Source organism: Streptococcus parasanguinis CC87K, assembly GCF_000507765.1.
Classification (GTDB): domain Bacteria; phylum Bacillota; class Bacilli; order Lactobacillales; family Streptococcaceae; genus Streptococcus; species Streptococcus parasanguinis_J.
Genome location: NZ_KI669401.1, coordinates 197,835 through 220,474, shown reverse-complemented (window position 1 = coordinate 220,474; position 22,640 = coordinate 197,835). Strand labels below are relative to the sequence as shown.

Below are 22,640 nucleotides of genomic sequence, written 5' to 3'. Positions count from 1 at the left end.
ATAGTAATATTTAACCCTCGAGCAGGGACCTGATTATTTTTAGAGAGGATGGGATCCTTTCCAGAAATAAGAACCTTCCCGTGATTTTTTACCTTTACCTATCTTATCTTTTTTCTTCTATTTTAGCAAGCTCTAAAACTCAAAAAAATAAACCGTTTTCTTTATAGGAAGAAAGCAACACAAAAAACGCCTCGAAAGGCGTTTGTATTATAGATCTATTTATAAGGATTGGTACAAATCATTGTATCGTTGACTAGCCGTATCCCATGAGAAGTCACGCGTCATAGCTTGCTCTTGGAGACCATACCAAGCCTGTTTGTCATTGTAGTAGACAGCCAAGGCTTCATCAACTGCCCAGTTAAACCAATAGCCAGACAAATTATTGAAACTAAAGCCTGTTCCACTTCCATCAACAGCATTATACGGTTGGACCGTATCTCGAAGTCCGCCGACTTCATGCACTAAAGGAAGGGTTCCATAACGCATGGCCATCATTTGAGAAAGACCACACGGTTCAAAACGGCTTGGCATCAAGAAGACATCCGACGCTGCATAGATTTCTTGGGCCAATTGGACATCAAATGTGATATTCGCTGAAAGTTTATCTGGGTAGGCTTGACCAAACCAAGCAAAGGCATTTTCAAATCCAGGATCTCCTGTACCGAGCAAGACAATCTGAATATCCTTTTGCAAGAGTTGATGCAACTCTTCTACCACCACGTCAAAGCCTTTTTGACGTGTCAAACGAGAGACGATCCCAAACAAAGGAACATCATCGCGAACAGGTAGACCGACACGTTCTTGAAGAGCTCGTTTACTAGCTGCTTTACCTGAAAGATCTGAGAGACTGAAGTGATACGTCAAGAGTGGATCCGTTTCAGGATTATACAGATCTGCATCAATCCCGTTAACAATTCCGGTCACCTTGCCAGACTCCATCCGAAGGATCTGATCCAAGCCACAACCATATTCAGCAGTCATAATCTCATGCGCATAGCTAGGAGAAACAGTTGTCACACGGTCAGCATATAGAATGCCGGCTTTCATCCAGTTCAGGCAATCATTCCATCGAAGTGTTCCATCTGCATAGCGTTCAAATCCAACTCCGAAAAGATCCCACAACATTCCTGGGTCGAACTGACCTTGGAATTCCAAATTATGGATGGTCAATACTGTCTTAATTCCATGATAAGCTTGAATCCAACGGTATTTTTCCTTCAGCAAGAAAGGAATCATCGCCGTATGGTAATCATGGGCATGAAGAACATCTGGAATGAAGTCAACTCGTTCCATCGTTTCTAAGGCCGCGAGCTGGAAGAAGGCAAAGCGTTCGCCATCATCGAAGTCACCATACACATGACCTCTAAAGAAATAATGTTGGTTATCAATAAAGTAAAAGGTGACTCCATCGCGCACAATGCGTTTCACACCAACATATTGACTTCTCCAGCCAACCTTGGTCTCAAAGTGCAAGACATCTTCGATTTGATCTCCAAACTTAGCCTCTACCATATCATAGTAAGGGAGGATCACGCGCACATCATGACCACTTTTCGCTAAGGATTTAGGAAGAGCGCCAATAACGTCTCCCAAACCACCTGTTTTAGAAAACGGTGCTCCTTCAGCTGCAACAAATAATAGTTTCATTAGACAATATCCTCTGTAACAATCGTTCCTTTTTTAACCACGACAGGTGCTTCTTCTGTCCCACGAATCGTCACACCAGCAGCCACTTCAACACCCTTATCCAGAATGGCATGTTCGACGATTGCATTTTCATGAATCACAACACCAGGGAAGAGAAGGCTACTGCGTACTTCTGAACCTTCATAAAGGCGTACCCGACGTGAAACAATGGAACGTTCAACGGTTCCTTCTACAATACTACCCGAAGCAAATTGAGACGTTTTAATATGTGAAGTCTTGGAATAATACGTTGGTTCTTCATTCTTCACTTTCGTATACACCTTTTGGTTTGGTGAAAAGAGCTTCATGAATTTTTGGTTTTCCAACATATCCAAGTTTGCATGGTAGTATGATTCAACTGAATGAATATTGGCTAAGTAACCTGTATATTCAAAGGCAAAAGCATTGTATTCCACCGCCAAATCACGCAAGATATAGCGCAATTTTTGTGGGTATTCTTTCTTGGCTTCTTCTTCAATTTTTTCAATCAACCAAGGAGTATCTACAATAAAGACATCTGTTGACATATTGTAGACTTCATCAGGATTCTGACCATCAAAAAGTTTTTGCTCTGTAACATGGTCTGTTTCATCAATTTCCAAGACAGCATTCACTTCAGAAATGTTTTGCAGATGCAACTTTTTATAAACCACTGTAATCGGACGATCAATGGTATTATGAAGGTGGAAAATCTGATTGAGGTCAATATTCATTAATACATCACAGTTCAAAGCAACTGTTTGATTAGAACCAGACCGTTTCAAATAGGTTAATAATTGTTGGTAGTATTCTGGTCCTACCGTTGTATTTTCAACTGGAGTATTATAGATTCCGAGGTAATAGTGGCTCAATAAAGTAGACAAGCCCCACTCACGACCTGAACGAATATGGTCAAAGACCGAACTAATATTTTCTTGTTGGAAAATCCCAAAAACACTACGAATACCAGCATTTGCAAGACTAGACAATGGGAAGTCGATTAAGCGGTATTTCCCATCAAACGGTAGGGATGCTACCGGACGATGGCTGGTCAAAGTGGACATATCATGATACCCAACTGTATTTCCTAAAATGGCTGAATATTTATCAATCTTCATCTGTTGCTACCCCCACTTTTTCATTGTAACCGACAACTTGTACTTCCTCTGTTCCATCAATCACGACACCTTCTGCAATGACTGCGCCTTCTCCGATAATCGCGCGTTTCACGACAGCTCCTTTACCGATAATGGCATTGCTCATCACGACAGCATCTTCGACAACTGCTCCTTCACGAACTTGAGCTTCTGTTGATAAGATGGAGTGTTTGACTGTACCGTCTACCGAACAACCGTCGACGACAAGAGAATCTTCGACGTGGCCATGTTCCCCAAAGAAGTTCGGTGGAGAAATGAGGTTGCGTGAATAGATTTTCCAGTGACGATCGCGACTATCCAAGGCATTATTTGGATCGATATATTCCATATTGGCTTCCCAAAGAGACTCAATCGTACCAACGTCTTTCCAATAACCATTGAATTCATAAGCATAAACACTTTCGCCTGATTCTAGATAAGTTGGAATGACATTTTTACCGAAGTCTGACATATCGATATCACTCTTTTCAGCAGCAACCAACATATTGCGGAGACGAGCCCAGTCAAAGATGTAAATCCCCATGGAAGCCTTGGTAGATTTTGGTTCAGCTGGTTTTTCTTCAAATTCGACAATCCGATTATTGGCATCTGTATTCATGATTCCAAAACGGCTTGCTTCCTTCAAAGGTACATCTAGGACGGCAACAGTTAAGCTTGCATTATTATCCTTGTGCGCTTGAAGCATATCATCGTAATCCATCTTATAGATGTGGTCCCCAGATAATATCAAGACATATTCCGGATTGATGCTGTCGATATAGTCGATGTTTTGGAGGATGGCATGGCTAGTTCCTTCAAACCAACGATTTCCTTCACTAGCTGAATAAGGTTGGAGAATAGACACACCCGTATTGATTCCATCCAAGCCCCAGCTGGAACCATTCCCAATATGGCTGTTAAGGGCAAGTGGCTGGTACTGTGTAATCACACCAACATTGTGAATTCCTGAGTTGGCGCAGTTTGATAGCGCAAAATCGATAATCCGATAGCGCCCACCAAATTGAACCGCAGGTTTTGCGATGTTTTTGGTTAATTTTCCAAGACGTGTTCCTTGCCCACCGGCAAGAATTAAAGCGAGCATTTCATTCTTCATTGACTACTTCCTCTTTTTAAAGCTTGGACTCCCATAGAGTCAACCGATCGTCATTTCTTATCTGATGTTTTAGATTTTGTCTTACGCACCTTGCGTTTTACCTTCCAAATACTAGCCCCTAAAGCCGGCAAAGTAAAGGTCAAAGTTTGTTCATAATCCTTCCACAGTCCATCTTGAGACTGAACTGTCGGATTGTGCTCTTTCCAGACACCTCCCCATTCTTCTAATTCTGTATTCCAAATTTCTTCATAGACCGCTGATACAGGCACACCAATCGTAAAGTCCTTGCGTTCCACTGGTGCCATATTGAAAACACACACCAGAAGATCGCCTTTACGATTTTTCCGAACCATAGACAAGACGCTCTGATCCCGGTTATCTGCATCAATAATCTCTAAGCCATCAAAGCTATCATCAATCTCCCACAATTCCTTGTGTTCTTTGTAGAAATGATTGAGCTGAGAAGTGAAACGACGCATCTTAGCATTCATTTCATCCTCTAGATTGCCCCATTCCAGTTGCTCTTCTGACTTCCATTCCAAAAATTGACCAAATTCTGAACCCATAAAGAGTAATTTCTTACCTGGATGGCAAATCTGATAGGTCAAGAGGTTACGGAGTCCAGCAAATTGATTGTAACGATCTCCCCACATCTTATGCATCAAACTCTTCTTACCATGCACCACTTCATCGTGTGAAAATGGTAGTAAGAAGTTTTCAGAAAATGCATACATGAAACTAAAAGTTACCAGGTTAAAGTCAAATTTCCGGTAGACGGGATCTTCTTCATAGAATCGAAGGATATCATTCATCCAACCCATATTCCATTTATAGTCAAAGCCAAGTCCACCTTCTTCTTCAGGACCCGTGATCTTTTGACCAGCAGAACTTTCTTCTGCAATCATCATGACATCTGGGTGTTCGTTCTTGATAATCGCATTCAAACGTCTAAGGAAATGAACGCCTTCGTAGTTGAGGTTTCCACCATCAATATTTGGTGTCCATGGACCACTATCGTAGTCAAGATAGAGCATATTGCTCACAGCATCGACCCGAATCCCATCTAAATGATAGGTATCAATCCAAAACTTCAAACTAGAAATCAAGAATGACTGGACTTGATTCTTCCCTAAATCGAAGTTCAAGGCTCCCCATCCGTAGTTATGGGCACGATGTTCATCCTGGTATTCAAAGGTTGGTGTTCCATCATAATAAGCCAAGGCATCATCATTGATAATGAAATGTCCTGGTACCCAATCCACGATCACTCCGATATTGTTGAGGTGGCATTCTTCCACGAAGTCTTGAAACTCTTCTGGACTACCATAAGTCTGCTCGAGTGCAAAATATCCCATGAGCTGATAGCCCCAACTCAAGCCCAATGGATGGGCCATCACTGGCATAAATTCCACGTGGGTGTAGTTCATCTCCACCAAATATGGAATTAATTCTTCTTTTAGTTGTTTGAAGGTATAGGAACTGTGATCCTCATTACGTTTCCACGATCCTGCATGAACCTCGTAAATATTAACGGGTCGTTCCTTAAAACCAAGTTTTTTGCGGCGTGCTCTCCAAAGACCATCTTTCCAGTTTTTCTCTGGAATCGTCTTAATAATAGAACCTGTATTGGGTCTCTTTTCCATCCATAACGCTAGAGGATCGATTTTTTGCACCTGATGGCCATTTTGTCGAGTCACCAAATACTTGTATATATCTCCCTCTTTTGCATCGGAACAGAAGACTTCCCAGACGCCTCCTTCATTACGAACCATTGGAATTTTACGAGCTTCCCAATCAGTGAAATCACCAATCAGATCCACCGCCTGAGCATTGGGAGCCCAAACACGGAAGGTAAAGCCTTCTTGTTCTCCCCTTGTTTCCTTGTGAGCTCCTAAGTACTCTTGAAGATGGAAATTATCCCCTCTTCCAAATGTCCATAAGTCTGTGCTTCTATCCATATACTCACCTCTTTATTTTTGAAAGCGTTTTCTATTTGATATTATTCTACTATAAAATCACTTAATTTTCAAGTTGATTCCTGTAAAATCATGTAAAATTATCAGGAAAAGTTTTTCCATTTTCTTTCCCGAACCTTTTCGATCCTTCCTTGGTCATCCTCCTTATCTTACTTACGATTATACTATATATACGAGGGAAATCAAACAAAAACCGAACATTTAAATCACTATTTTTATTACTAACTAGTTTATTACGAATAAAATGAACATTTTTATGAACAATGTAAAAAAAGACTAAGACAGATTTGTCTTAGTCTTGTTGAATTCTTAGTCTACGTTCACGTATTCTTTTGAAAGTTCAAGAACTTCTTCCATTGTTGAACATTCAGTAAGAGCACGGTTAGCGTATTCTTGCATTTTAGCTGTGTCGAGTTTCTTCATCAAGCTACGTGTACGAAGGACAGATGTCGCTGACATAGAGAACTCATCCAAGCCCATTCCGACAAGAAGTGGAACAGCAGTTTGGTCACCGGCCATTTCACCACACATACCAGCCCATTTGCCTTCAGCATGCGCCGCTTTGATCACATTGTTGATCAAACGAAGGATAGATGGGTTATATGGTTGGTAAAGGTATGAAACTTGCTCGTTCATACGGTCAGCAGCCATTGTGTATTGGATTAAGTCGTTAGTACCAATTGAGAAGAAATCAACTTCTTTAGCAAATTGATCCGCAAGCATAGCTGCAGCTGGGATTTCAATCATGATCCCTACTTGGATATCGTCTGCAACGGCAACACCTTCAGCAACCAATTTAGCTTTTTCTTCTTCAAGAATACCTTTAGCAGTACGGAACTCAGTCAACAAGGCAACCATTGGGAACATGATCCGCAATTTACCGTGAACAGATGCACGAAGCAAAGCACGCAATTGTGTACGGAACATTTGGTTACCCGTTTCAGAGATTGAGATACGCAAAGCACGGAAACCTAAGAATGGGTTCATTTCTTTAGGAAGGTCGAAGTAAGGAAGTTCTTTATCCCCACCGATATCCATTGTACGAACAACCACAGGTTTACCGTTCATACCTTCAAGAACAGCTTTGTAAGCTTCGTATTGGTCATCTTCCGTTGGGAAGTCTTGAGAATCCATGTACAAGAATTCTGTACGGTAAAGACCAACTGCTTCTGCTCCATTATCGTTCACACCTTCAACGTCTTTAGGTGTACCGATGTTGGCAGCCAACTCGAAGTGTTTTCCATCAGCAGTCACTGTTTTCGCATCTTTAAGGAGAGCCCATTCAGCTTTTTGTTTAGCATAAGCTTCACCAGCTGCTTTGAACTCTGCAATTTGTTCTTCAGTAGGGTTGATCACTACTTCACCAGTGATCCCTGATACAGCCAAAACATCGCCATCTTTGACAAGTTCTGTGATGTTATTTGTACCAAGAACAGCTGCAATTTCAAGTGTACGAGCCATGATAGCTGAGTGACTGGTACGTCCACCGATATTCGTAACAAAAGCTTTTACATACTTTTTGTTCAACTGTGCTGTATCAGATGGAGTCAAGTCATGTGCAACCACGATTGCTTCTTCATTAATAGAAGCAGGGTTTGGCAATTTTTTACCAAGCAAGTTGGCAAGGACACGTTTGGTAACGTCACGAATATCTGCTGCACGTTCTTGCATGTAAGGATTGTCTTCCATTCCTTCAAAGATCGCAATGAACATGTCAGTGACTTCTTTCAAGCCAGCTTCTGCATTGATTTTTTTCGTACGAATTGTTTCTTTGATCTGACCAATCATTTCAGGGTCAGCAAGAACCATCATATGCGCATCAAAAACTTGCGCTGCTTCTTCACCAAGGCTTGCTACTGCATTCTCCCGAATAAGAGAAAGCTCGTTTTGTGAAGCTTCAAGAGCTGCATCCAAACGAGCTTCTTCTGCACTTGTATCTTCGACTGAAACAGTCTCAAATGATAAGTCTGGTTGAATGAGCAAATATGCCTTAGCAACGGCAACACCGTCAGATGCTGCAATTCCTTTTAGCATTTTTGTCATATTTTTAAGCCAATCCTTCTTTAGTCATTGTTTCTGAGATAGCTGCGATAGCATCATCAGCGTCAGCACCTTCTGCAGAGATTACAACGTCTGCTCCTTGACCAACACCAAGGCTCATAACACCCATGATTGATTTCAAGTTAACTGATTTACCTTTGTATTCAAGAGTAATATCTGAAGCAAATTTGCTAGCAGTTTGAACCAACAAAGTTGCTGGACGTGCGTGGATACCTGTTTCTGCCACGATGTGGAAATCTTTAGAAGCCATAGTTTGACTCTCCTTTTTAAAAATAGTTTTTGAGTTACCTTTTGATAACCCTTACAATTTGGTATTATATCATCTTTTGAAATTTTTTTCAAGATTTTTATCACTGACTTACAGAAAAAGACTGCGAAAAATCCCAATTTAGATACATTTTAAGAAGCACCTGAAGAACAGAGAAAATATCTTTTCAATTTTCTACTATATTATAAGTAACATTTTCCTCCGCTTTCAATGAAAAGAAGCTCTTGAACCACAGGATATTGATTCACCAAAAAATTATAACTAATTAAAGATGCTTTAAAGCCTATTCCTATCCCATTTCTTCGATTTTCACACTTTTCACTCACCACAATATATTGTGCTTTGAAAACTCCATTTCATCTCTTTGCACAATATTTAGTTTTATTTTGTTGACAAGTTGCTGGATTTTGTTTATACTGTTTACAGATTTATATTTCGATAGGAGAACGGAAAAGAAATGGTAACCATTTATTCAAAAAATAATTGTGTTCAATGCAAAATGACCAAGCGATTCCTCGATAGCAATCATGTGGAATACCGCGAAATTAACTTAGACGAACAGCCAGAATTTGTAGAGCATGTTAAGAACCTTGGCTTCAATGCTGCTCCAGTTATTCAAACACCGGATGAAGTATTTTCTGGTTTTCAACCAGCTAAGTTGAAGAAACTTTCATAATAAACACAGTATTTTGCTTAAATAGGGTCTAGCGTTAGCAACCTAACACTAGACTTTTTACTTGGGAAGAGAGGACTTCTCCTCTTCATTTTTTTGAACTAGAAAAGGATTATTATGGGATTAAAATCTCTTGAAGATGTGACGTATTTTCGTCTTAACAATGAAATCAACCGTCCAGTAAACGGCCAAATCATGCTTCATAAGGATAAAGAAGCTTTGGATGCATTCTTTAAAGAAAATGTTGTACCAAATACTAAAGCCTTTGACTCGATTACAGACAAGATTCAGTACCTTCTCGAGCACAATTACATTGAGAGAGCTTTTATCGAGAAATACCGTCCTGAATTTTTAGAGGAATTGGCCCAATTTATCAAAGACCAAAACTTCCAATTCAAGTCCTTCATGGCGGCCTACAAATTCTATAACCAATACGCTTTGAAAACAAATGATGGAGAATACTATCTTGAAAGCATGGAAGACCGTGTCTTCTTCAATGCTCTCTATTTTGCAGATGGAAATGAAGCTATCGCGCGAGACATCGCAAACGAAATTATCCACCAACGCTACCAACCAGCTACTCCTTCTTTCTTAAACGCTGGACGTGCCCGCCGTGGAGAATTGGTTTCATGTTTCTTGATCCAAGTAACCGATGATATGAATGCGATCGGACGTTCCATCAACTCTGCCCTTCAACTTTCACGTATCGGTGGTGGGGTTGGGATTTCCCTCAGCAACCTTCGTGAAGCTGGAGCACCAATCAAAGGGTATGAAGGAGCCGCTTCTGGAGTGGTTCCAGTTATGAAACTCTTCGAAGATAGCTTCTCTTACTCTAACCAATTGGGACAACGCCAAGGGGCTGGGGTGGTTTACCTCAACGTCTTCCACCCAGACATCATCGCCTTCCTTTCAACTAAGAAAGAAAATGCTGATGAAAAAGTTCGGGTGAAGACTCTCTCACTTGGGGTCGTCGTGCCAGACAAGTTCTACGAGTTGGCTCGTAAAAATGAAGAAATGTACCTCTTCAGCCCATACTCTGTGGAACGTGAATACGGAGTACCATTCAACTACATCGACATCACTGAAAAATACGATGAGTTGGTTGCTAATCCAAACATCCGCAAGACAAAAATTAAGGCACGTGATTTGGAAACTGAAATTTCTAAATTGCAACAAGAATCTGGCTATCCATATGTAGTCAACATCGATACTGCTAACCGGGCCAACCCAGTTGATGGAAAAATCATCATGAGTAACTTGTGTTCAGAGATCCTCCAAGTTCAAGAACCAAGCTTGATCAACGATGCCCAAGAATTTGTCCAAATGGGAACAGACGTCTCATGTAACCTTGGTTCAACCAACGTAGTTAACATGATGACTTCACCTGATTTTGGACGTTCGATTCGTGCCATGGTTCGTGCTTTAACCTTCGTTACCGATAGTTCTCATATCGTGGCCGTTCCAACCATTGACCACGGAAATAAACTGGCGCATTCGTTCGGACTTGGAGCAATGGGACTTCACAGCTACCTTGCGCAACAATTGATTGAATACGGATCACCTGAGTCTGTTGAGTTCACAAGTATCTACTTCATGCTCATGAACTACTGGACTCTCGTAGAATCAAATAACATTGCGCGCGAACGTGGTGTTACCTTCCACAATTTTGAAAAATCTGATTATGCCAACGGTAGATACTTTGATAAGTACATGACTGGAGAATTTGTACCAAAATCTGATCGCGTCAAAGAACTCTTTAAGGACATTTTCATTCCTAGTGCAGAAGACTGGGCTGAACTTCGTGATAAAGTCAAGGCAGATGGTCTTTACCACCAAAACCGCTTGGCTGTGGCACCAAATGGATCTATCAGCTACATCAATGACGTATCTGCTTCTATCCACCCAATTACACAACGGATTGAAGAACGCCAAGAGAAAAAAATCGGTAAAATCTACTACCCTGCAGCAGGATTGTCAACGGAAACGATTCCTTACTACACTTCTGCCTACGACATGGATATGCGAAAAGTCATCGATGTCTATGCTGCTGCAACTGAGCATGTAGACCAAGGTCTTTCACTGACTCTCTTTATGCGCAGCGATATTCCAAAGGGTCTTTACGAATGGAAAACGGAAAACAAACAAACCACTCGTGACTTGTCTATCCTTCGGAACTACGCCTTTAACAAGGGTATCAAGTCTATCTACTACGTCCGTACCTTTACAGATGATGGTGGAGAAGTTGGCGCCAACCAATGTGAAAGCTGTGTCATCTAATCCGCTATCCTAGATAGCTATCAAAAGTCGGTTCGCCGACTTTTTGTGCGGTATTCTATCAATTTATGGTAGAATAGTAACGATTGAATGAATAGAAAAAGAAAGTGATGCAAATGGAAACATACTACAAAGCCATTAACTGGAATGCGATCGAAGATGTCATCGATAAATCGACCTGGGAAAAACTGACAGAGCAATTCTGGTTGGATACACGTATCCCTTTGTCAAACGACTTGGATGACTGGAGAAAGTTGTCTAATAAAGAAAAAGACCTAGTTGGTAAAGTCTTTGGGGGATTAACCCTTCTAGATACCATGCAATCTGAAACAGGTGTTCAGGCTCTTCGTGCGGATATTCGTACTCCCCATGAAGAAGCTGTCTTTAACAACATCCAATTTATGGAATCTGTCCATGCTAAGTCATACTCTTCTATCTTTTCTACTTTGAATACTAAGTCAGAAATCGAAGAGATTTTCGAATGGACCAACACCAATCCTTTCCTTCAAAAGAAGGCAGAAATCATCAACGAAATCTATCTCAATGGGACCCCTCTTGAAAAGAAAGTCGCCAGCGTTTTCCTTGAAACCTTCCTCTTCTACTCTGGTTTCTTCACACCTCTCTACTATCTTGGAAACAACAAATTGGCCAACGTAGCTGAGATCATCAAGTTGATCATTCGGGACGAATCAGTTCACGGAACCTATATCGGCTACAAGTTCCAACTTGGATTTAACGAATTACCAGAAGAAGAACAAGAAAAACTCAAAGAGTGGATGTATGATCTGCTCTACACCCTCTACGAAAATGAAGAAGGCTACACAGAGAGCCTCTATGATGGTGTGGGCTGGACTGAGGAAGTCAAGACCTTCCTTCGTTACAACGCCAATAAAGCTCTCATGAACTTAGGACAAGATCCACTTTTCCCAGACTCAGCAGATGACGTTAACCCAATCGTCATGAACGGAATCTCAACCGGTACCTCTAACCACGACTTCTTCTCTCAAGTCGGAAATGGTTACCTTCTCGGTGAAGTAGAAGCCATGCAGGATGACGATTACAACTACGGCCTATAAGACAAAAACCTTTCCAGATGGAAAGGTTTTTAAATATAGACAACCTATTGTTTTACATAAAACAGATAGATGATTTTCAAAAAGTGACTTTTATTTTTTGAAGATTAAAAACTTTCCGCCGTGAGAAAAGTGCTAGAAACAATCATGTTTCTAGCACTCGGGAGTTTTGGAACCTTAGGTCCAAAACTAAGTCATGGAACTTCTTTGAAGTTCGCTGACGTCCGTACTCACCTAAGGAAAGTTTTTTAGAAGACTTTATCTTCAATCTGAAACCTTTCCAGACGGAAAGGTTTTTTTGTTGCAATCTTTTTCTAATTGGATCTGCTTTTTTTTGAAAAAAGAGGTTGGACAAACATCCAACCTCTCCGATTATTACAATTTACCTGCTACAGCATCCAACAATTCTTGGATTTTCGCTTGGTTGCTTCCTCCTGCCATGGCCATGTCTGGTTTACCACCACCACGTCCATCGACGATTGGAGCCAATTCTTTGATCACATTACCTGCATGAACATCTTTTGTCTTGCTGGCTACAAGGACATTGACCTTGTCACCGATGGCTGCGACAAGAACAAGCACATCAGAGTAATCTTTTTGTTTCCAGTTATCCGCAAAGGTACGAAGAGCACCTGCATCTGATACAGAAACTTGGCTGGCAATGTAACGGTGTCCGTTTGCTTCTTGAACATTCTTGAAGACATCGCCTGCTGCTGCAGCCGCTGCTTTTTCCTTCAATTTTGCATTTTCTTTTTACAATTGACGGAGTTGCTCTTGAAGACCTTCCACCTTGTGAGGAACTTCCTTATTTGAATCATTTACTGGAGTTGGAACTTGTACAGCTTTTATGAGATTTGTAAGACCGTTTCCATCTCCTCTCGAGGGTTTGGTGGCTTCCTACTTAAAAATAATCTTACGTTTTTTAGTGTTTTTCATTTTTAGTTTCTCCTTGATTTTAATGAATTGTGTTTTTATCAGTATAATAGATATCCCCTATTTTATAAATATCATAGTCACTGGGGTGAACGTGTATTTTGTGTTCTTTTTGGTTGTATTCATCCCACAAGATGAATTGTAAGTATTCACCATCATCAGTTTTTCCAACAATTTCACGATCTTGTGGATTAGGGTTTTTCACTATCTGCTCTTGTTTCTCTTTCTCTAATCTATCATAGATATTAGATAGGTCATTTCCAGCCTTGAAAATGAACATAATGACTATTGTACTAAAGAAAATCCCAAAACATAGTAAATTGAGTAATGCTCTATTAAATCTTCCCATTTTATTCCTTTCTTATAACTCATCGTCTAAATATTTAATAATTTCACCAATAATTTTCTCTTCTGTATCAGATGAAAACTTGGAATTAACTTGTTTCCTATAGCTCCCTGATGCTTCTCTGACAATATCAGAATAATAGATACATTGAATGTATTGCAAGCGTATAACATCAGTCATTAAGCTGTATTTTGAACCTTTACGCCCTCCATAACTTTCATCAAACGTAGAAGGAATTTGAGCTCTTTCAATCCACTATCAAGGGTTAGGGGGGCCTACTTCATATGCTGCATCCCAAAAAGGGAATCAACACACAGTATAGTTCCTACCTGGAAACAATCCTAAGTATACCATATTTTACTAGAGCTTTCAGCTAGAAGAACAAACAATCTTCACGTTCTATTGATCTCTCACCCCATTCAAACGAACGGTTTCCTCCAAACTACCGACATAGATGATATTGTTGTCCTCTTGCTTGGCATCATAAGAATTTTGACGAGCACCAAGTAAAAGCTGATAACTAGAGACCTCTAACTATAAATCAACCTCAAAACAAGAGCGTTGCACTCGAATACCAAATACCTCTAGAAGTTTAGCCAATTTCAAGCTCCGTTTAATGCTGGTGATATCGTAGATAATCGAGCAAAAGAGAGACTTTTTCTTGGCGAACTCTTTCTCATCTCCTGATAAACGATAGAATAATCCCATTATTTATCTCCTGTATCACATGTTCGATAAGATTGAGGACCTAGCTCCTCAAACGATCTGATCAAGCTTTTGATTTGCTGATCAGCAGTATAGAAAAAACTGTAACGTTTGCTATACCTTGAACATATGGATGATTTTCCAGCATCCTTTCCCTCATACCTCGGATAAAGATTTCACTTCCCTCATCTGTTCATATGACAGCATCATCCTCCTCTTTTTCAAATAGCTCCTTTTCTAGCTCTCCCTGAAAATTTCACCATTCCCATTTTTCACGATAATTCTGTATTCAGATAGACCTAAAACATAGTCCGACTTTTGTACGAAAAAACCACTCATGTCCTAACACCTCCTCAATGGATAAAGGATATTAGTTTATCACGTTTTCAAAAGTAGTCAAGCCATATATAAAAAAATACACAAGCAAAAAGACCTACCCGAGGGTAGGTCTTCTCTAGATTACAATTTACCTGCTACGGCATCCAACAATTCTTGGATTTTCGCTTGGTTACTTCCTCCTGCCATGGCCATGTCTGGTTTTCCACCACCACGTCCATCGACGATTGGAGCCAATTCTTTAACCAAGTTACCTGAGTGGATGTCTTTAGACTTGCTAGCTACGAGAAGGTTGACCTTGTCACCGATTACTGCGACAAGAACAAGGACGTCAGAGTAATCTTTTTGTTTCCAGTTATCCGCAAAGGTACGAAGGGCACCTGCATCTGATACAGAAACTTGGCTGGCAATGTAACGGTGGCCGTTTGCTTCTTGAACATTCTTGAAGACATCTCCTGCTGCAGCTGCTGCCGCTTTTTCCTTCAATTCTGCATTTTCTTTTTGCAATTGACGGAGTTGTTCTTGAAGACCTTCCACCTTGTGAGGGACTTCCTTAAGTTGAGGTGCTTTCAAGGTTGCTGCTACTGCTTTCAGTGCGTCTTCTTGTTCACGGTATGCTTCGAAGGCTTCCTTACCAGTCACTGCCAAGATACGACGAGTTCCTGATCCGATCCCTTCTTCTTTGACAATCTTGAAGAGACCAATTTCAGAAGTATTGCCTACGTGGGTACCACCACAGAGCTCAACAGAGTAGTCCCCGATAGTGACTACGCGAACTTCCTTACCGTATTTCTCACCAAAGAGGGCCATAGCTCCCATTTCTTTAGCAGTATCGATATCTGTTTCAATCGTTTCGACTGCGATCGCTTCCCAAATCTTTTCATTGACTTGTTGCTCAATAGCACGCAATTCTTCTGGAGTCACGGCTTGGAAGTGGGTAAAGTCAAAGCGAAGGAATTCTACTTCGTTGAGAGATCCTGCTTGGGTTGCATGGTTACCAAGGATATTGTGAAGAGCCGCATGGAGCAAGTGAGTCGCAGTGTGGTTCTTCATGACACGATGACGACGATTGGTATCGATAGCCAAGGTGTATTCTTGGTTCAAGGCAAGAGGAGCAAGAACTTCAACCGTATGGAGTGGTTGTCCATTTGGTGCTTTTTGAACATCTGTCACCGTCGCTACGACGTTTCCTGCAGCATCCAAGATTTGACCATGGTCCGCAACTTGTCCACCCATTTCAGCGTAGAATGGAGTTTCTGCAAAGATCAGTGATGCAGTTCCTTCTGAAACAGCCTCTACTTCTGCATTGTCCGCTACGATAGCCACCAACTTAGAAGGCAATTGGCTAGCATTGTAGTTGAAGCTACTTTCAACTGTAATGTTTTGAAGGGTTTCATTTTGCATCCCCATAGATCCACCTTTGACAGCAGATGCACGCGCACGTTCTTGTTGTTCCTTCATGGCTGCTTCAAAACCTTCACGATCGACTGTCATTCCAGCTTCTTCAGCGATTTCTTCTGTCAATTCTACTGGGAATCCGTATGTATCATAAAGTTTAAAGACATCTTGACCAGCAATCACTGTTTGACCTTTGGCTTTCAAGTCTTCAACGATGGTTTGGGCAAAGTGTTGACCAGAATTCAAAGTACGAGCAAATGACTCTTCTTCACTCTTGATAATTTTTTCGATAAAGTCTTGTTTTTCAAGTACTTCTGGGTAGTAACTTTCCATGATCTTCCCAACGGTTGGAACCAATTTATACAAGAAGGTTCCTTCAATCCCCAATTTTTGACCATGCATGGAAGCACGACGGAGGAGACGACGAAGAACGTAACCGCGTCCTTCATTACCTGGAAGAGCCCCATCACCAATCGCAAATGAAAGCGAACGGATGTGGTCAGCAATCACCTTGAAGCTCATGTTATCGCCATCTGGATCATAGGTCTTACCAGACATCTTTTCCACTTCACGGATGATTGGCATGAAGAGGTCTGTTTCAAAGTTGGTCTTCGCTCCTTGGATAACGGCTACCAAACGTTCCAAACCAGCGCCCGTATCAATGTTCTTGTGTGGCAATTCCTTGTATTCGCTACGAGGAACAGCAGGGTCTGCGTTAAATTGTGACAAGACAATGTTCCAGATTTCGATGTAACGGTCGTTTTCGATATCTTCTGCAAGCAGACGAAGACCGATGTTTTCTGGGTCAAATTCTTCTCCACGGTCGAAGAAGATTTCTGTATCTGGTCCAGAAGGCCCTGCACCGATTTCCCAGAAGTTGTCTTCGATTGGGATCAAGTGACTTGGATCCACCCCAACAGCGATCCAACGGTTGTATGAATCCTTGTCATCAGGGTAATAGGTCATGTAAAGTTTGTCTTTAGGGAAATCAAACCATTCCGGACTAGTCAAAAGTTCATAAGCCCAAGTAATGGCTTCATCACGGAAGTAATCTCCGATTGAGAAATTCCCCAACATTTCAAACATAGTATGGTGACGAGCAGTCTTCCCTACGTTTTCGATATCATTGGTACGAATAGCTTTTTGAGCATTGGTAATCCGTGGATTTTCAGGTTTGATGGTTCCATCGAAGTATTTTTTAAGAGTGGCAACCCCTGAGTTGATCCACAAAAGTGTTGGATCGTTTACTGGAACCAAGCTAACTGATGGTTCTACAGAGTGGCCTTTGCTTGCCCAGAAATCAAGCCACATTTGACGGACTTGTGCACTAGATAATTGTTTCATATTTGTCTCCTAATTTTTTTAAGATTAATTTGCGCTAGCTTCTAACATTTCGACATAATCGATGGCGACACAAAGTGAGATGACTAAATCAGCGTATTCATCCTCATACACCGATACTTGGTAGGTAGAGGTTAGATGAAAGAGTTCCTTGCTAATCTCAGCGACGATTTGATCCCGATCATCGAATAATTTGAATTCTAGGTCCCAGATATTTCCCTGTACCCGCAGTCCCAAATCTTCGATATCGTATTTATCCCTGAAGAGCGTCAGTTTTTTATGGATAAAAAAGCGGTCCCCATCCTTCAACTCAACCACAAACTTGGGAAGAAAGCTGATTGTTTTTTTAGTAATGTGGCTCACTTCTTGACCATTCTTATCATAGATGGTAAAAGTCTTGGGAATCTTAAGAAAAGACCCCTCAACCTGGTACTCAACATTTCCCAATTCATCTTTGATATCGAACCGCTCGCCACCCAATCGAAATTTTTGTTTCACTTGATAGGTTCGCATCTTTTGATCTCCTTTAAAAAGCTCCAGACAACTGCCCATAAACAAAAGACAAGCCACTAAACGAAGGGCGAAAAACCGCGGTACCACCTTCATTCAATGAACTTGTCATTCTTCATTTTATATGCAATTGTCTCAGCCGAGTAGCAAAATCATTTCTCTTCCATGGCTCGCACCCCCGCCACTTCTCTGATTCCGAGTAACAATGATTTATTCTCAACTATTTCATTATACAAGTTCCAAAAGGAACCGTCAACTATTTTTTAGATGATGAACTGCTATCGCTCGTTTGAACACCGATATTTTGCAAATATTGGTTGAAGGTTGATTTGAAGGCATCATCTTTGACCTTGATATTGGCATTGGTCATCGCTTTTGCAATAATGCTACGGATGTAGTTGGTATCTTGCTTACGACCATCAACAATGATCTCTTTCAAACGTTTTTCGTATTTCTTCCAGTCAGAGCCTTTTTCTGTCTTCTTATTCAATTTGACAATATAGTAGCTAGCAGAATAGTTTTGACCTGCTGAAACTGTGATCACATCTGAAATGCCGTTTTCATCCAATTTAAAGGCAGCTTCTTTGACTTGAGATGGGATACCTGCTGTTCCTGAATCGAACTTGACTTCGCCACCTTTGTCTTTTGTAGCAGTATCTGTTGAATTGTCTTTGGCGATTTGGGCAAAGTCTGCACCTTCCGCTTTAGCAGCTTCCAACACTTCTTTTGCTTTATCTTCTGAATCTAACTTGATAATTTGTGCTGTTACTTCTGGTGTGTAAGATTCAAAAGCTGCCTTATAGTCAGACTCTTTGATATCTTTCTTAGCCGCTTGGTTGACTGCATATTCCAACAACATATTGCTACGGATTTGTTTCTTCGCTGTTTCTTCCGTCAAGCCTTGTTGCGCCAAGTATGCATCGAATTGGTTACCTAATTGTTTCTTTTGTTTAGCCAATTCTTTATCGACTTCTTTATCAGAAACTTTTGATCCATATTCTTTTTCAAAGACTTTATTGATTGTCATTTGGAAAAGAACTTGTTGAGCACCTTGGTTGGTTTTGATTTCATTATAGAAATCAGAAACTGTGATCGTGTCCCCTTTCATGGTCACGATATCTTTGTTTGTGCCATTGGCACACGCTGCTAGTGTTACGACTGATAGCAAGGTCACAGCACCCGCTACAAGTTTTTTCTTCATGAAAATTATTCTCCGTTCCTTTTTAAACTTCTTCTATTTTACCACAAATTAGAGAGAATACCTTAAATTTACCTAAAAAGAGCTAGGATCTGGCAAGGTTACCGTCTCTGCATTTTTCCGAATCATCAAAATACCATCTCCAAGTGGCACCAAACTAGCGGTCAAATCTGGATGATTGAGAGTCGCATTAAAGAGGTTCTGAAGCCCCCGGTAAATGGTTCGTTGTCCACGACGCACTTCCATGATGTCCTTGGCAACATCTCCTCCTTGGAAAATATCATCCAGTACCACAATTCCCCCAACCTCTAAGAGTTCGAGAATCCGTGGTAAAAAGACGATGTACTTAGACTTAGCAGAGTCCATAAAGACAAAGTCATAGGTCTCTGTTAAATCCTGCAAGACATCTACCGCATCTCCTTCAAGCAAGGTGATTTGCTTTCTCTGATCGTATTTAGCCAGATTTTCCTTGGCAAAGCCAATCATCTCTTCATTCCGATCAATAGTGGTAATTTGTGCATCGGGAGCATTTTCAGCCATTAAGAGCGCTGAAAATCCAATTGCTGTCCCAATTTCCAGGATTTTCTTTGGTTGTAGGGCTTGCAGGAGTAGTCTAAAGTAAGCTACCGTTTCATGCGGAATAATCGGAATATTTTCCTTGCGGGCGAATGCTTCTAACTCCTCCAAGGCACCTGCTACCGGTTTTTGACGCGTGCGCATAAAGTCAACGATCTCATCTTTAACCACTGGCCGGCGCATATTGTGGTTGGCATTTTTACTATAAGACTCTACCATCTTATGCGAGTCCTAATTTTTCTACTAGGGCTTCAAATTCATTCAACCGACGTTCAAAGACCGCAAAGGCTGCGTCCAAGTAGTCTTCTTTTTCCATATCCACACCTGCTTTGCGGATGACATTGAGTGGATAATCAGAATTTCCAGCTTTCAAGTAGTCGATATATTTATCACGATCTTCTTGTGTTCCATGAACAATCTTTTCAGCTAAGGCTGAAGCTGCTGCAAAACCTGTTGAATATTGGAAGACGTAGTAATTATAGTAGAAGTGAGGAATTCGAGCCCATTCATATTGGATCTCAGGGTTGTCTTCTTTTGAAAGACCATAGTATTTTTCATTGAGCTCTGCATAGAGGTTGTTTAAGAACTCACTAGTCAAAACGGTACCTTCTTGGTCTGCTTTATGGATAGCATGCTCAAATTCAGCAAACTGCGTTTGACGGAAGACGGTTCCACGGAAGCCATCCAAGAAGTGATTCAAAATAGCAAAACGAGTTGCATCGTCTTCTACTTCTTCTAACAGACGTTCGGTCAGGATATTTTCATTGGTTGTAGAGGCGATTTCGGCAAGGAAGATGGAATAGTCCCCATAGACATAAGGCTGGGTTTCACGGGTATAGCTAGAATGCATACTGTGACCAGTTTCATGCACCAAGGTGAAGAGATTATCCAATGTATCTTGCCAGTTCAACAACATGAAGGCATTGGTATCATAAGAACCACCTGAATAGGCACCTGAGCGTTTTCCTTGGTTGACATGCACATCAATCCACCGTTCGCTAAAGGCCCGTTTCACACGAGAAAGGTAGTCCTCACCCAAAACAGCCAAGACTTCTTCTGCTTTGGCCAACGATTCTTCATAGGTAAACTTGTAGTCTGTATCGGATAATGGCGTATACATATCGTACATCTTCAAGTCTGAGATTCCTAGAATTTTTGAACGCAATTGCACATAGCGTTGCAAGAGTGGCAAGTGTTTATTCACAGCTGCTACCAAGCTATCATAAACACTTTCTGGTACAAAGTTTTCAGAAAGGGCCGCTTCACGGGCAGATGAGAATTTGCGAACTTTGGCATTGAAGTTGTGAACTTTCACATTGGTTTGCAAGGTTTTAGCATAGGTATGTTGGTACTGTTCATAAACCTTGTAGAGACCTTCGTAAGCTTCTTTACGAACGGCACGATCTTTTGATTCTACCAAAGAAATATAGTTTCCATGGGTTAATTGAACTTCTTCGCCCTTGTCATCATGTACAGTTGGGAAAACAATATCTGCATTGTCCAAGATTTCAAAGGTTTCCCCACCAGCCGCAAAGATCTCACCAGCTCCTGCAAGTAATTCCTCTTCTTTTTGAGACAAGACATGTTCCTTTTTCTCTAGCAAACGATCAAAATAATGACCATATTGTTCCAAGGCTGGAACCTCACTCACAAAGTCCTTGTATTGCTCATCCGTAATGGCCATGAATTCAGGCTCATAGAAGGCAAAGGTTTCACCCAACAAGCTATAAAGAGACATCCCTTTTGATTGGTATTCTTGGTATTTAGCCACTCGTGTGTCTTGGTCATTTTTCATATGAGCATAGACATAGACCTTTTCCAAACGACGGCTCAATTCCAAATATGCATTGGTTGTATCCAACAGTGTTTGCGCTGAATCCAACAAATGACCAGCATAGTGGCTTGCTGCTTTAATATCTGCAGCTAAGCTTGCTGCTTCTTCTTCCCAAGCTTGATCTGTCGCAAAAATTGTCGACAAATCCCATTGGTATTTTTCATCAATTTCATTACGTTGTTTTACCATTTCGATTAATCCTCCAATGGTACTATTTTAGCATAAAAATGAACATTTCGGGAGGATTTCTATCTTAGAAAGTTAGCTTTTCTGTTGAGCATAAAAACGTGGGGGATAGAGGATCTGAACGGGTTGGATCCCTTGCGACTGATAATAGGTCATAAATTGCTGGTAGTAACCTTCTACATCCTCTTTAATTTGGAGCAAGTTCTGTGAAAGGATCGGACGACAAAGAGGATAAAAGAAATCCAGCCCCAGTTCCATCAGATGGTGTCCCTGCATATAGAGTTCTTCCTGAAGCTTCAGCCACTTTGGATGACGATAAAAGAGTTGCTGCTGGATATACGTTAAAAATGTACGATCGAGCTCGACTGCCATTTGCCGCATGGGTTGCGAAAGATAAGGAGTCCGTAAGACTTCCAGTAAAGACCTTTGGCCAAAAGGAAAAATTTCTGTTTGATAATGCAATCGCCCTCGTAAATCCTCATGGATGAGGTATTGCAGACGTAACTCTTTCTTTGTCAAATCCAATTCCCAAAGATGGAACCCTCGATTCTGACTAAAATAAAGAAAGCCAGCCTGCAGCTCTGTTAGTCTTTTCTTGAGCCACAACTTTTTACCAAGTAACCAATAGACCTGATAACCGTAGGATCGATAAGCATCGCTTCTCTCCTTCAAGCGTTCTAAAGATAGGGAGCTGCACTGCACTTCCAAAGCTAAATTCTTGTCTACTACCAAAAGATCGGCAATTTGTTGAAAGTCTGCTAAATAACTTTCTACTTCTGTATGAGACTCCTTAGAGGCCCAGTCATAAAGACTGGCTTTCAATTCCAGATGTTCAAAACTCTCAGCTTCGTGATGATAGGGACAATGCTGTAATTCTACATGAGCAAAATGAGCCCGTAGAACCGAGCCATTTTTTAGACGCACTGGACTATGACAAGCTAAGCAATAGAAGGGACCTTCTGTCACAGCTGGGATCTCTTCCATACAGTTCCACCGCTTTTGATTGTTATCCATGGCAATAAACATAGCCCCACCTC

17 protein-coding genes and 1 pseudogene are annotated in these 22,640 nt (G+C 41.1%); 3 read left to right on the top strand and 15 right to left on the bottom strand.

Annotated features, from left to right (window positions below; translation table 11 throughout):
• Positions 1-219 precede the first annotated feature (219 nt).
• From glgA to HMPREF1195_RS01065, 6 genes are all read right to left on the bottom strand, one after another.
• The gene (gene glgA / locus HMPREF1195_RS01090) at positions 220-1,647 is read right to left on the bottom strand and encodes a glycogen synthase GlgA (RefSeq protein WP_003006424.1); all 1,428 of its coding nucleotides are present in this window, start codon (positions 1,645-1,647) and stop codon (positions 220-222) included.
• Positions 1,647-2,783, bottom strand: coding sequence for a glucose-1-phosphate adenylyltransferase subunit GlgD (glgD, locus tag HMPREF1195_RS01085; protein ID WP_023917696.1), 1,137 nt, complete (start codon positions 2,781-2,783; stop codon positions 1,647-1,649). Before glgD ends, glgA begins: the two co-directional genes overlap by 1 nt.
• Positions 2,773-3,915, bottom strand: a complete 1,143-nt coding sequence (locus HMPREF1195_RS01080; protein ID WP_014713084.1) for a glucose-1-phosphate adenylyltransferase — start codon at positions 3,913-3,915, stop codon at positions 2,773-2,775. Before HMPREF1195_RS01080 ends, glgD begins: the two co-directional genes overlap by 11 nt.
• A 50-nt stretch (positions 3,916-3,965) precedes the next feature.
• The gene (gene glgB, locus HMPREF1195_RS01075; protein WP_023917694.1) at positions 3,966-5,873 is read right to left on the bottom strand and encodes a 1,4-alpha-glucan branching protein GlgB; all 1,908 of its coding nucleotides are present in this window, start codon (positions 5,871-5,873) and stop codon (positions 3,966-3,968) included.
• Positions 5,874-6,200: 327 nt separating this feature from the next.
• Positions 6,201-7,934, bottom strand: a complete 1,734-nt coding sequence (gene ptsP / locus HMPREF1195_RS01070; protein ID WP_023917692.1) for a phosphoenolpyruvate--protein phosphotransferase — start codon at positions 7,932-7,934, stop codon at positions 6,201-6,203.
• Positions 7,935-7,938: 4 nt separating this feature from the next.
• A complete protein-coding gene (locus HMPREF1195_RS01065) occupies positions 7,939-8,202 on the bottom strand; it encodes a phosphocarrier protein HPr (protein WP_003006411.1) in 264 nt (87 codons plus the stop codon).
• 475 nt (positions 8,203-8,677) lie between these two features.
• Here HMPREF1195_RS01065 and nrdH point away from each other — a divergent pair, with 475 nt between their 5' ends.
• The 3 genes from nrdH (at position 8,678) to nrdF (ending at position 12,243) form a co-directional block, all read left to right on the top strand.
• Complete coding sequence (gene nrdH / locus HMPREF1195_RS01060) at positions 8,678-8,896, top strand: glutaredoxin-like protein NrdH (RefSeq protein ID WP_003006408.1); 219 nt, start codon at positions 8,678-8,680, stop codon at positions 8,894-8,896.
• Positions 8,897-9,010: 114 nt separating this feature from the next.
• The gene (gene nrdE / locus HMPREF1195_RS01055; protein ID WP_023917690.1) at positions 9,011-11,170 is read left to right on the top strand and encodes a class 1b ribonucleoside-diphosphate reductase subunit alpha; all 2,160 of its coding nucleotides are present in this window, start codon (positions 9,011-9,013) and stop codon (positions 11,168-11,170) included.
• A 113-nt stretch (positions 11,171-11,283) separates the two neighbouring features.
• Complete coding sequence (gene nrdF / locus HMPREF1195_RS01050; protein WP_003011591.1) at positions 11,284-12,243, top strand: class 1b ribonucleoside-diphosphate reductase subunit beta; 960 nt, start codon at positions 11,284-11,286, stop codon at positions 12,241-12,243.
• A 372-nt stretch (positions 12,244-12,615) separates the two neighbouring features.
• On the opposite strand, the pseudogene HMPREF1195_RS01045 reads toward nrdF, so the two are convergent.
• The 9 genes and pseudogenes from HMPREF1195_RS01045 to HMPREF1195_RS01005 all read right to left on the bottom strand — a co-directional run.
• Positions 12,616-13,047 (bottom strand): annotated as a pseudogene (locus HMPREF1195_RS01045) (DHHA1 domain-containing protein); the annotation flags it as partial.
• A gap of 148 nt (positions 13,048-13,195) precedes the next feature.
• Entirely contained in the window at positions 13,196-13,522 is a 327-nt protein-coding gene (locus tag HMPREF1195_RS01040; protein ID WP_023917686.1) for a hypothetical protein, read from the bottom strand.
• 531 nt (positions 13,523-14,053) lie between these two features.
• Positions 14,054-14,227 carry a CRISPR-associated endonuclease Cas2 gene (cas2, locus tag HMPREF1195_RS11265; RefSeq protein WP_023917684.1) on the bottom strand — a complete coding sequence of 58 codons (174 nt, stop codon included), beginning with the start codon at positions 14,225-14,227 and terminating at the stop codon, positions 14,054-14,056.
• Positions 14,228-14,683: 456 nt separating this feature from the next.
• Positions 14,684-17,302, bottom strand: a complete 2,619-nt coding sequence (alaS, locus tag HMPREF1195_RS01030) for an alanine--tRNA ligase (protein WP_023917680.1) — start codon at positions 17,300-17,302, stop codon at positions 14,684-14,686.
• Between the two features lie 24 nt (positions 17,303-17,326).
• A complete protein-coding gene (locus HMPREF1195_RS01025; protein WP_023917679.1) occupies positions 17,327-17,812 on the bottom strand; it encodes an LURP-one-related/scramblase family protein in 486 nt (161 codons plus the stop codon).
• A 253-nt stretch (positions 17,813-18,065) separates the two neighbouring features.
• Positions 18,066-19,010 carry a peptidylprolyl isomerase PrsA gene (gene prsA / locus HMPREF1195_RS01020; protein WP_023917677.1) on the bottom strand — a complete coding sequence of 315 codons (945 nt, stop codon included), beginning with the start codon at positions 19,008-19,010 and terminating at the stop codon, positions 18,066-18,068.
• Between the two features lie 72 nt (positions 19,011-19,082).
• A complete protein-coding gene (locus HMPREF1195_RS01015) occupies positions 19,083-19,802 on the bottom strand; it encodes an O-methyltransferase (protein WP_023917675.1) in 720 nt (239 codons plus the stop codon).
• Position 19,803: 1 nt separating this feature from the next.
• Positions 19,804-21,606 (bottom strand): oligoendopeptidase F, encoded by a 1,803-nt coding sequence (gene pepF, locus HMPREF1195_RS01010; protein ID WP_023917673.1) that lies wholly within the window; start codon positions 21,604-21,606, stop codon positions 19,804-19,806.
• A 72-nt stretch (positions 21,607-21,678) separates the two neighbouring features.
• Positions 21,679-22,629, bottom strand: coding sequence for a competence protein CoiA family protein (locus HMPREF1195_RS01005; protein ID WP_023917671.1), 951 nt, complete (start codon positions 22,627-22,629; stop codon positions 21,679-21,681).
• Positions 22,630-22,640: the final 11 nt, after the last annotated feature.

Excerpts from the sequence above, each read along its gene's own strand:
- glgA (WP_003006424.1), bottom strand. The coding sequence starts at position 1,647 with ATGAAACTATTATTTGTTGCAGCTGAAGGAGCACCGTTTTCTAAAACA.
- glgD (WP_023917696.1), bottom strand. The coding sequence starts at position 2,783 with ATGAAGATTGATAAATATTCAGCCATTTTAGGAAATACAGTTGGGTAT.
- HMPREF1195_RS01080 (WP_014713084.1), bottom strand. The coding sequence starts at position 3,915 with ATGAAGAATGAAATGCTCGCTTTAATTCTTGCCGGTGGGCAAGGAACA.
- glgB (WP_023917694.1), bottom strand. The coding sequence starts at position 5,873 with ATGGATAGAAGCACAGACTTATGGACATTTGGAAGAGGGGATAATTTC.
- ptsP (WP_023917692.1), bottom strand. The coding sequence starts at position 7,934 with ATGACAAAAATGCTAAAAGGAATTGCAGCATCTGACGGTGTTGCCGTT.
- HMPREF1195_RS01065 (WP_003006411.1), bottom strand. The coding sequence starts at position 8,202 with ATGGCTTCTAAAGATTTCCACATCGTGGCAGAAACAGGTATCCACGCA.
- nrdH (WP_003006408.1), top strand. The coding sequence starts at position 8,678 with ATGGTAACCATTTATTCAAAAAATAATTGTGTTCAATGCAAAATGACC.
- nrdE (WP_023917690.1), top strand. The coding sequence starts at position 9,011 with ATGGGATTAAAATCTCTTGAAGATGTGACGTATTTTCGTCTTAACAAT.
- nrdF (WP_003011591.1), top strand. The coding sequence starts at position 11,284 with ATGGAAACATACTACAAAGCCATTAACTGGAATGCGATCGAAGATGTC.
- HMPREF1195_RS01040 (WP_023917686.1), bottom strand. The coding sequence starts at position 13,522 with ATGGGAAGATTTAATAGAGCATTACTCAATTTACTATGTTTTGGGATT.
- cas2 (WP_023917684.1), bottom strand. The coding sequence starts at position 14,227 with ATGGGATTATTCTATCGTTTATCAGGAGATGAGAAAGAGTTCGCCAAG.
- alaS (WP_023917680.1), bottom strand. The coding sequence starts at position 17,302 with ATGAAACAATTATCTAGTGCACAAGTCCGTCAAATGTGGCTTGATTTC.
- HMPREF1195_RS01025 (WP_023917679.1), bottom strand. The coding sequence starts at position 17,812 with ATGCGAACCTATCAAGTGAAACAAAAATTTCGATTGGGTGGCGAGCGG.
- prsA (WP_023917677.1), bottom strand. The coding sequence starts at position 19,010 with ATGAAGAAAAAACTTGTAGCGGGTGCTGTGACCTTGCTATCAGTCGTA.
- HMPREF1195_RS01015 (WP_023917675.1), bottom strand. The coding sequence starts at position 19,802 with ATGGTAGAGTCTTATAGTAAAAATGCCAACCACAATATGCGCCGGCCA.
- pepF (WP_023917673.1), bottom strand. The coding sequence starts at position 21,606 with ATGGTAAAACAACGTAATGAAATTGATGAAAAATACCAATGGGATTTG.
- HMPREF1195_RS01005 (WP_023917671.1), bottom strand. The coding sequence starts at position 22,629 with ATGTTTATTGCCATGGATAACAATCAAAAGCGGTGGAACTGTATGGAA.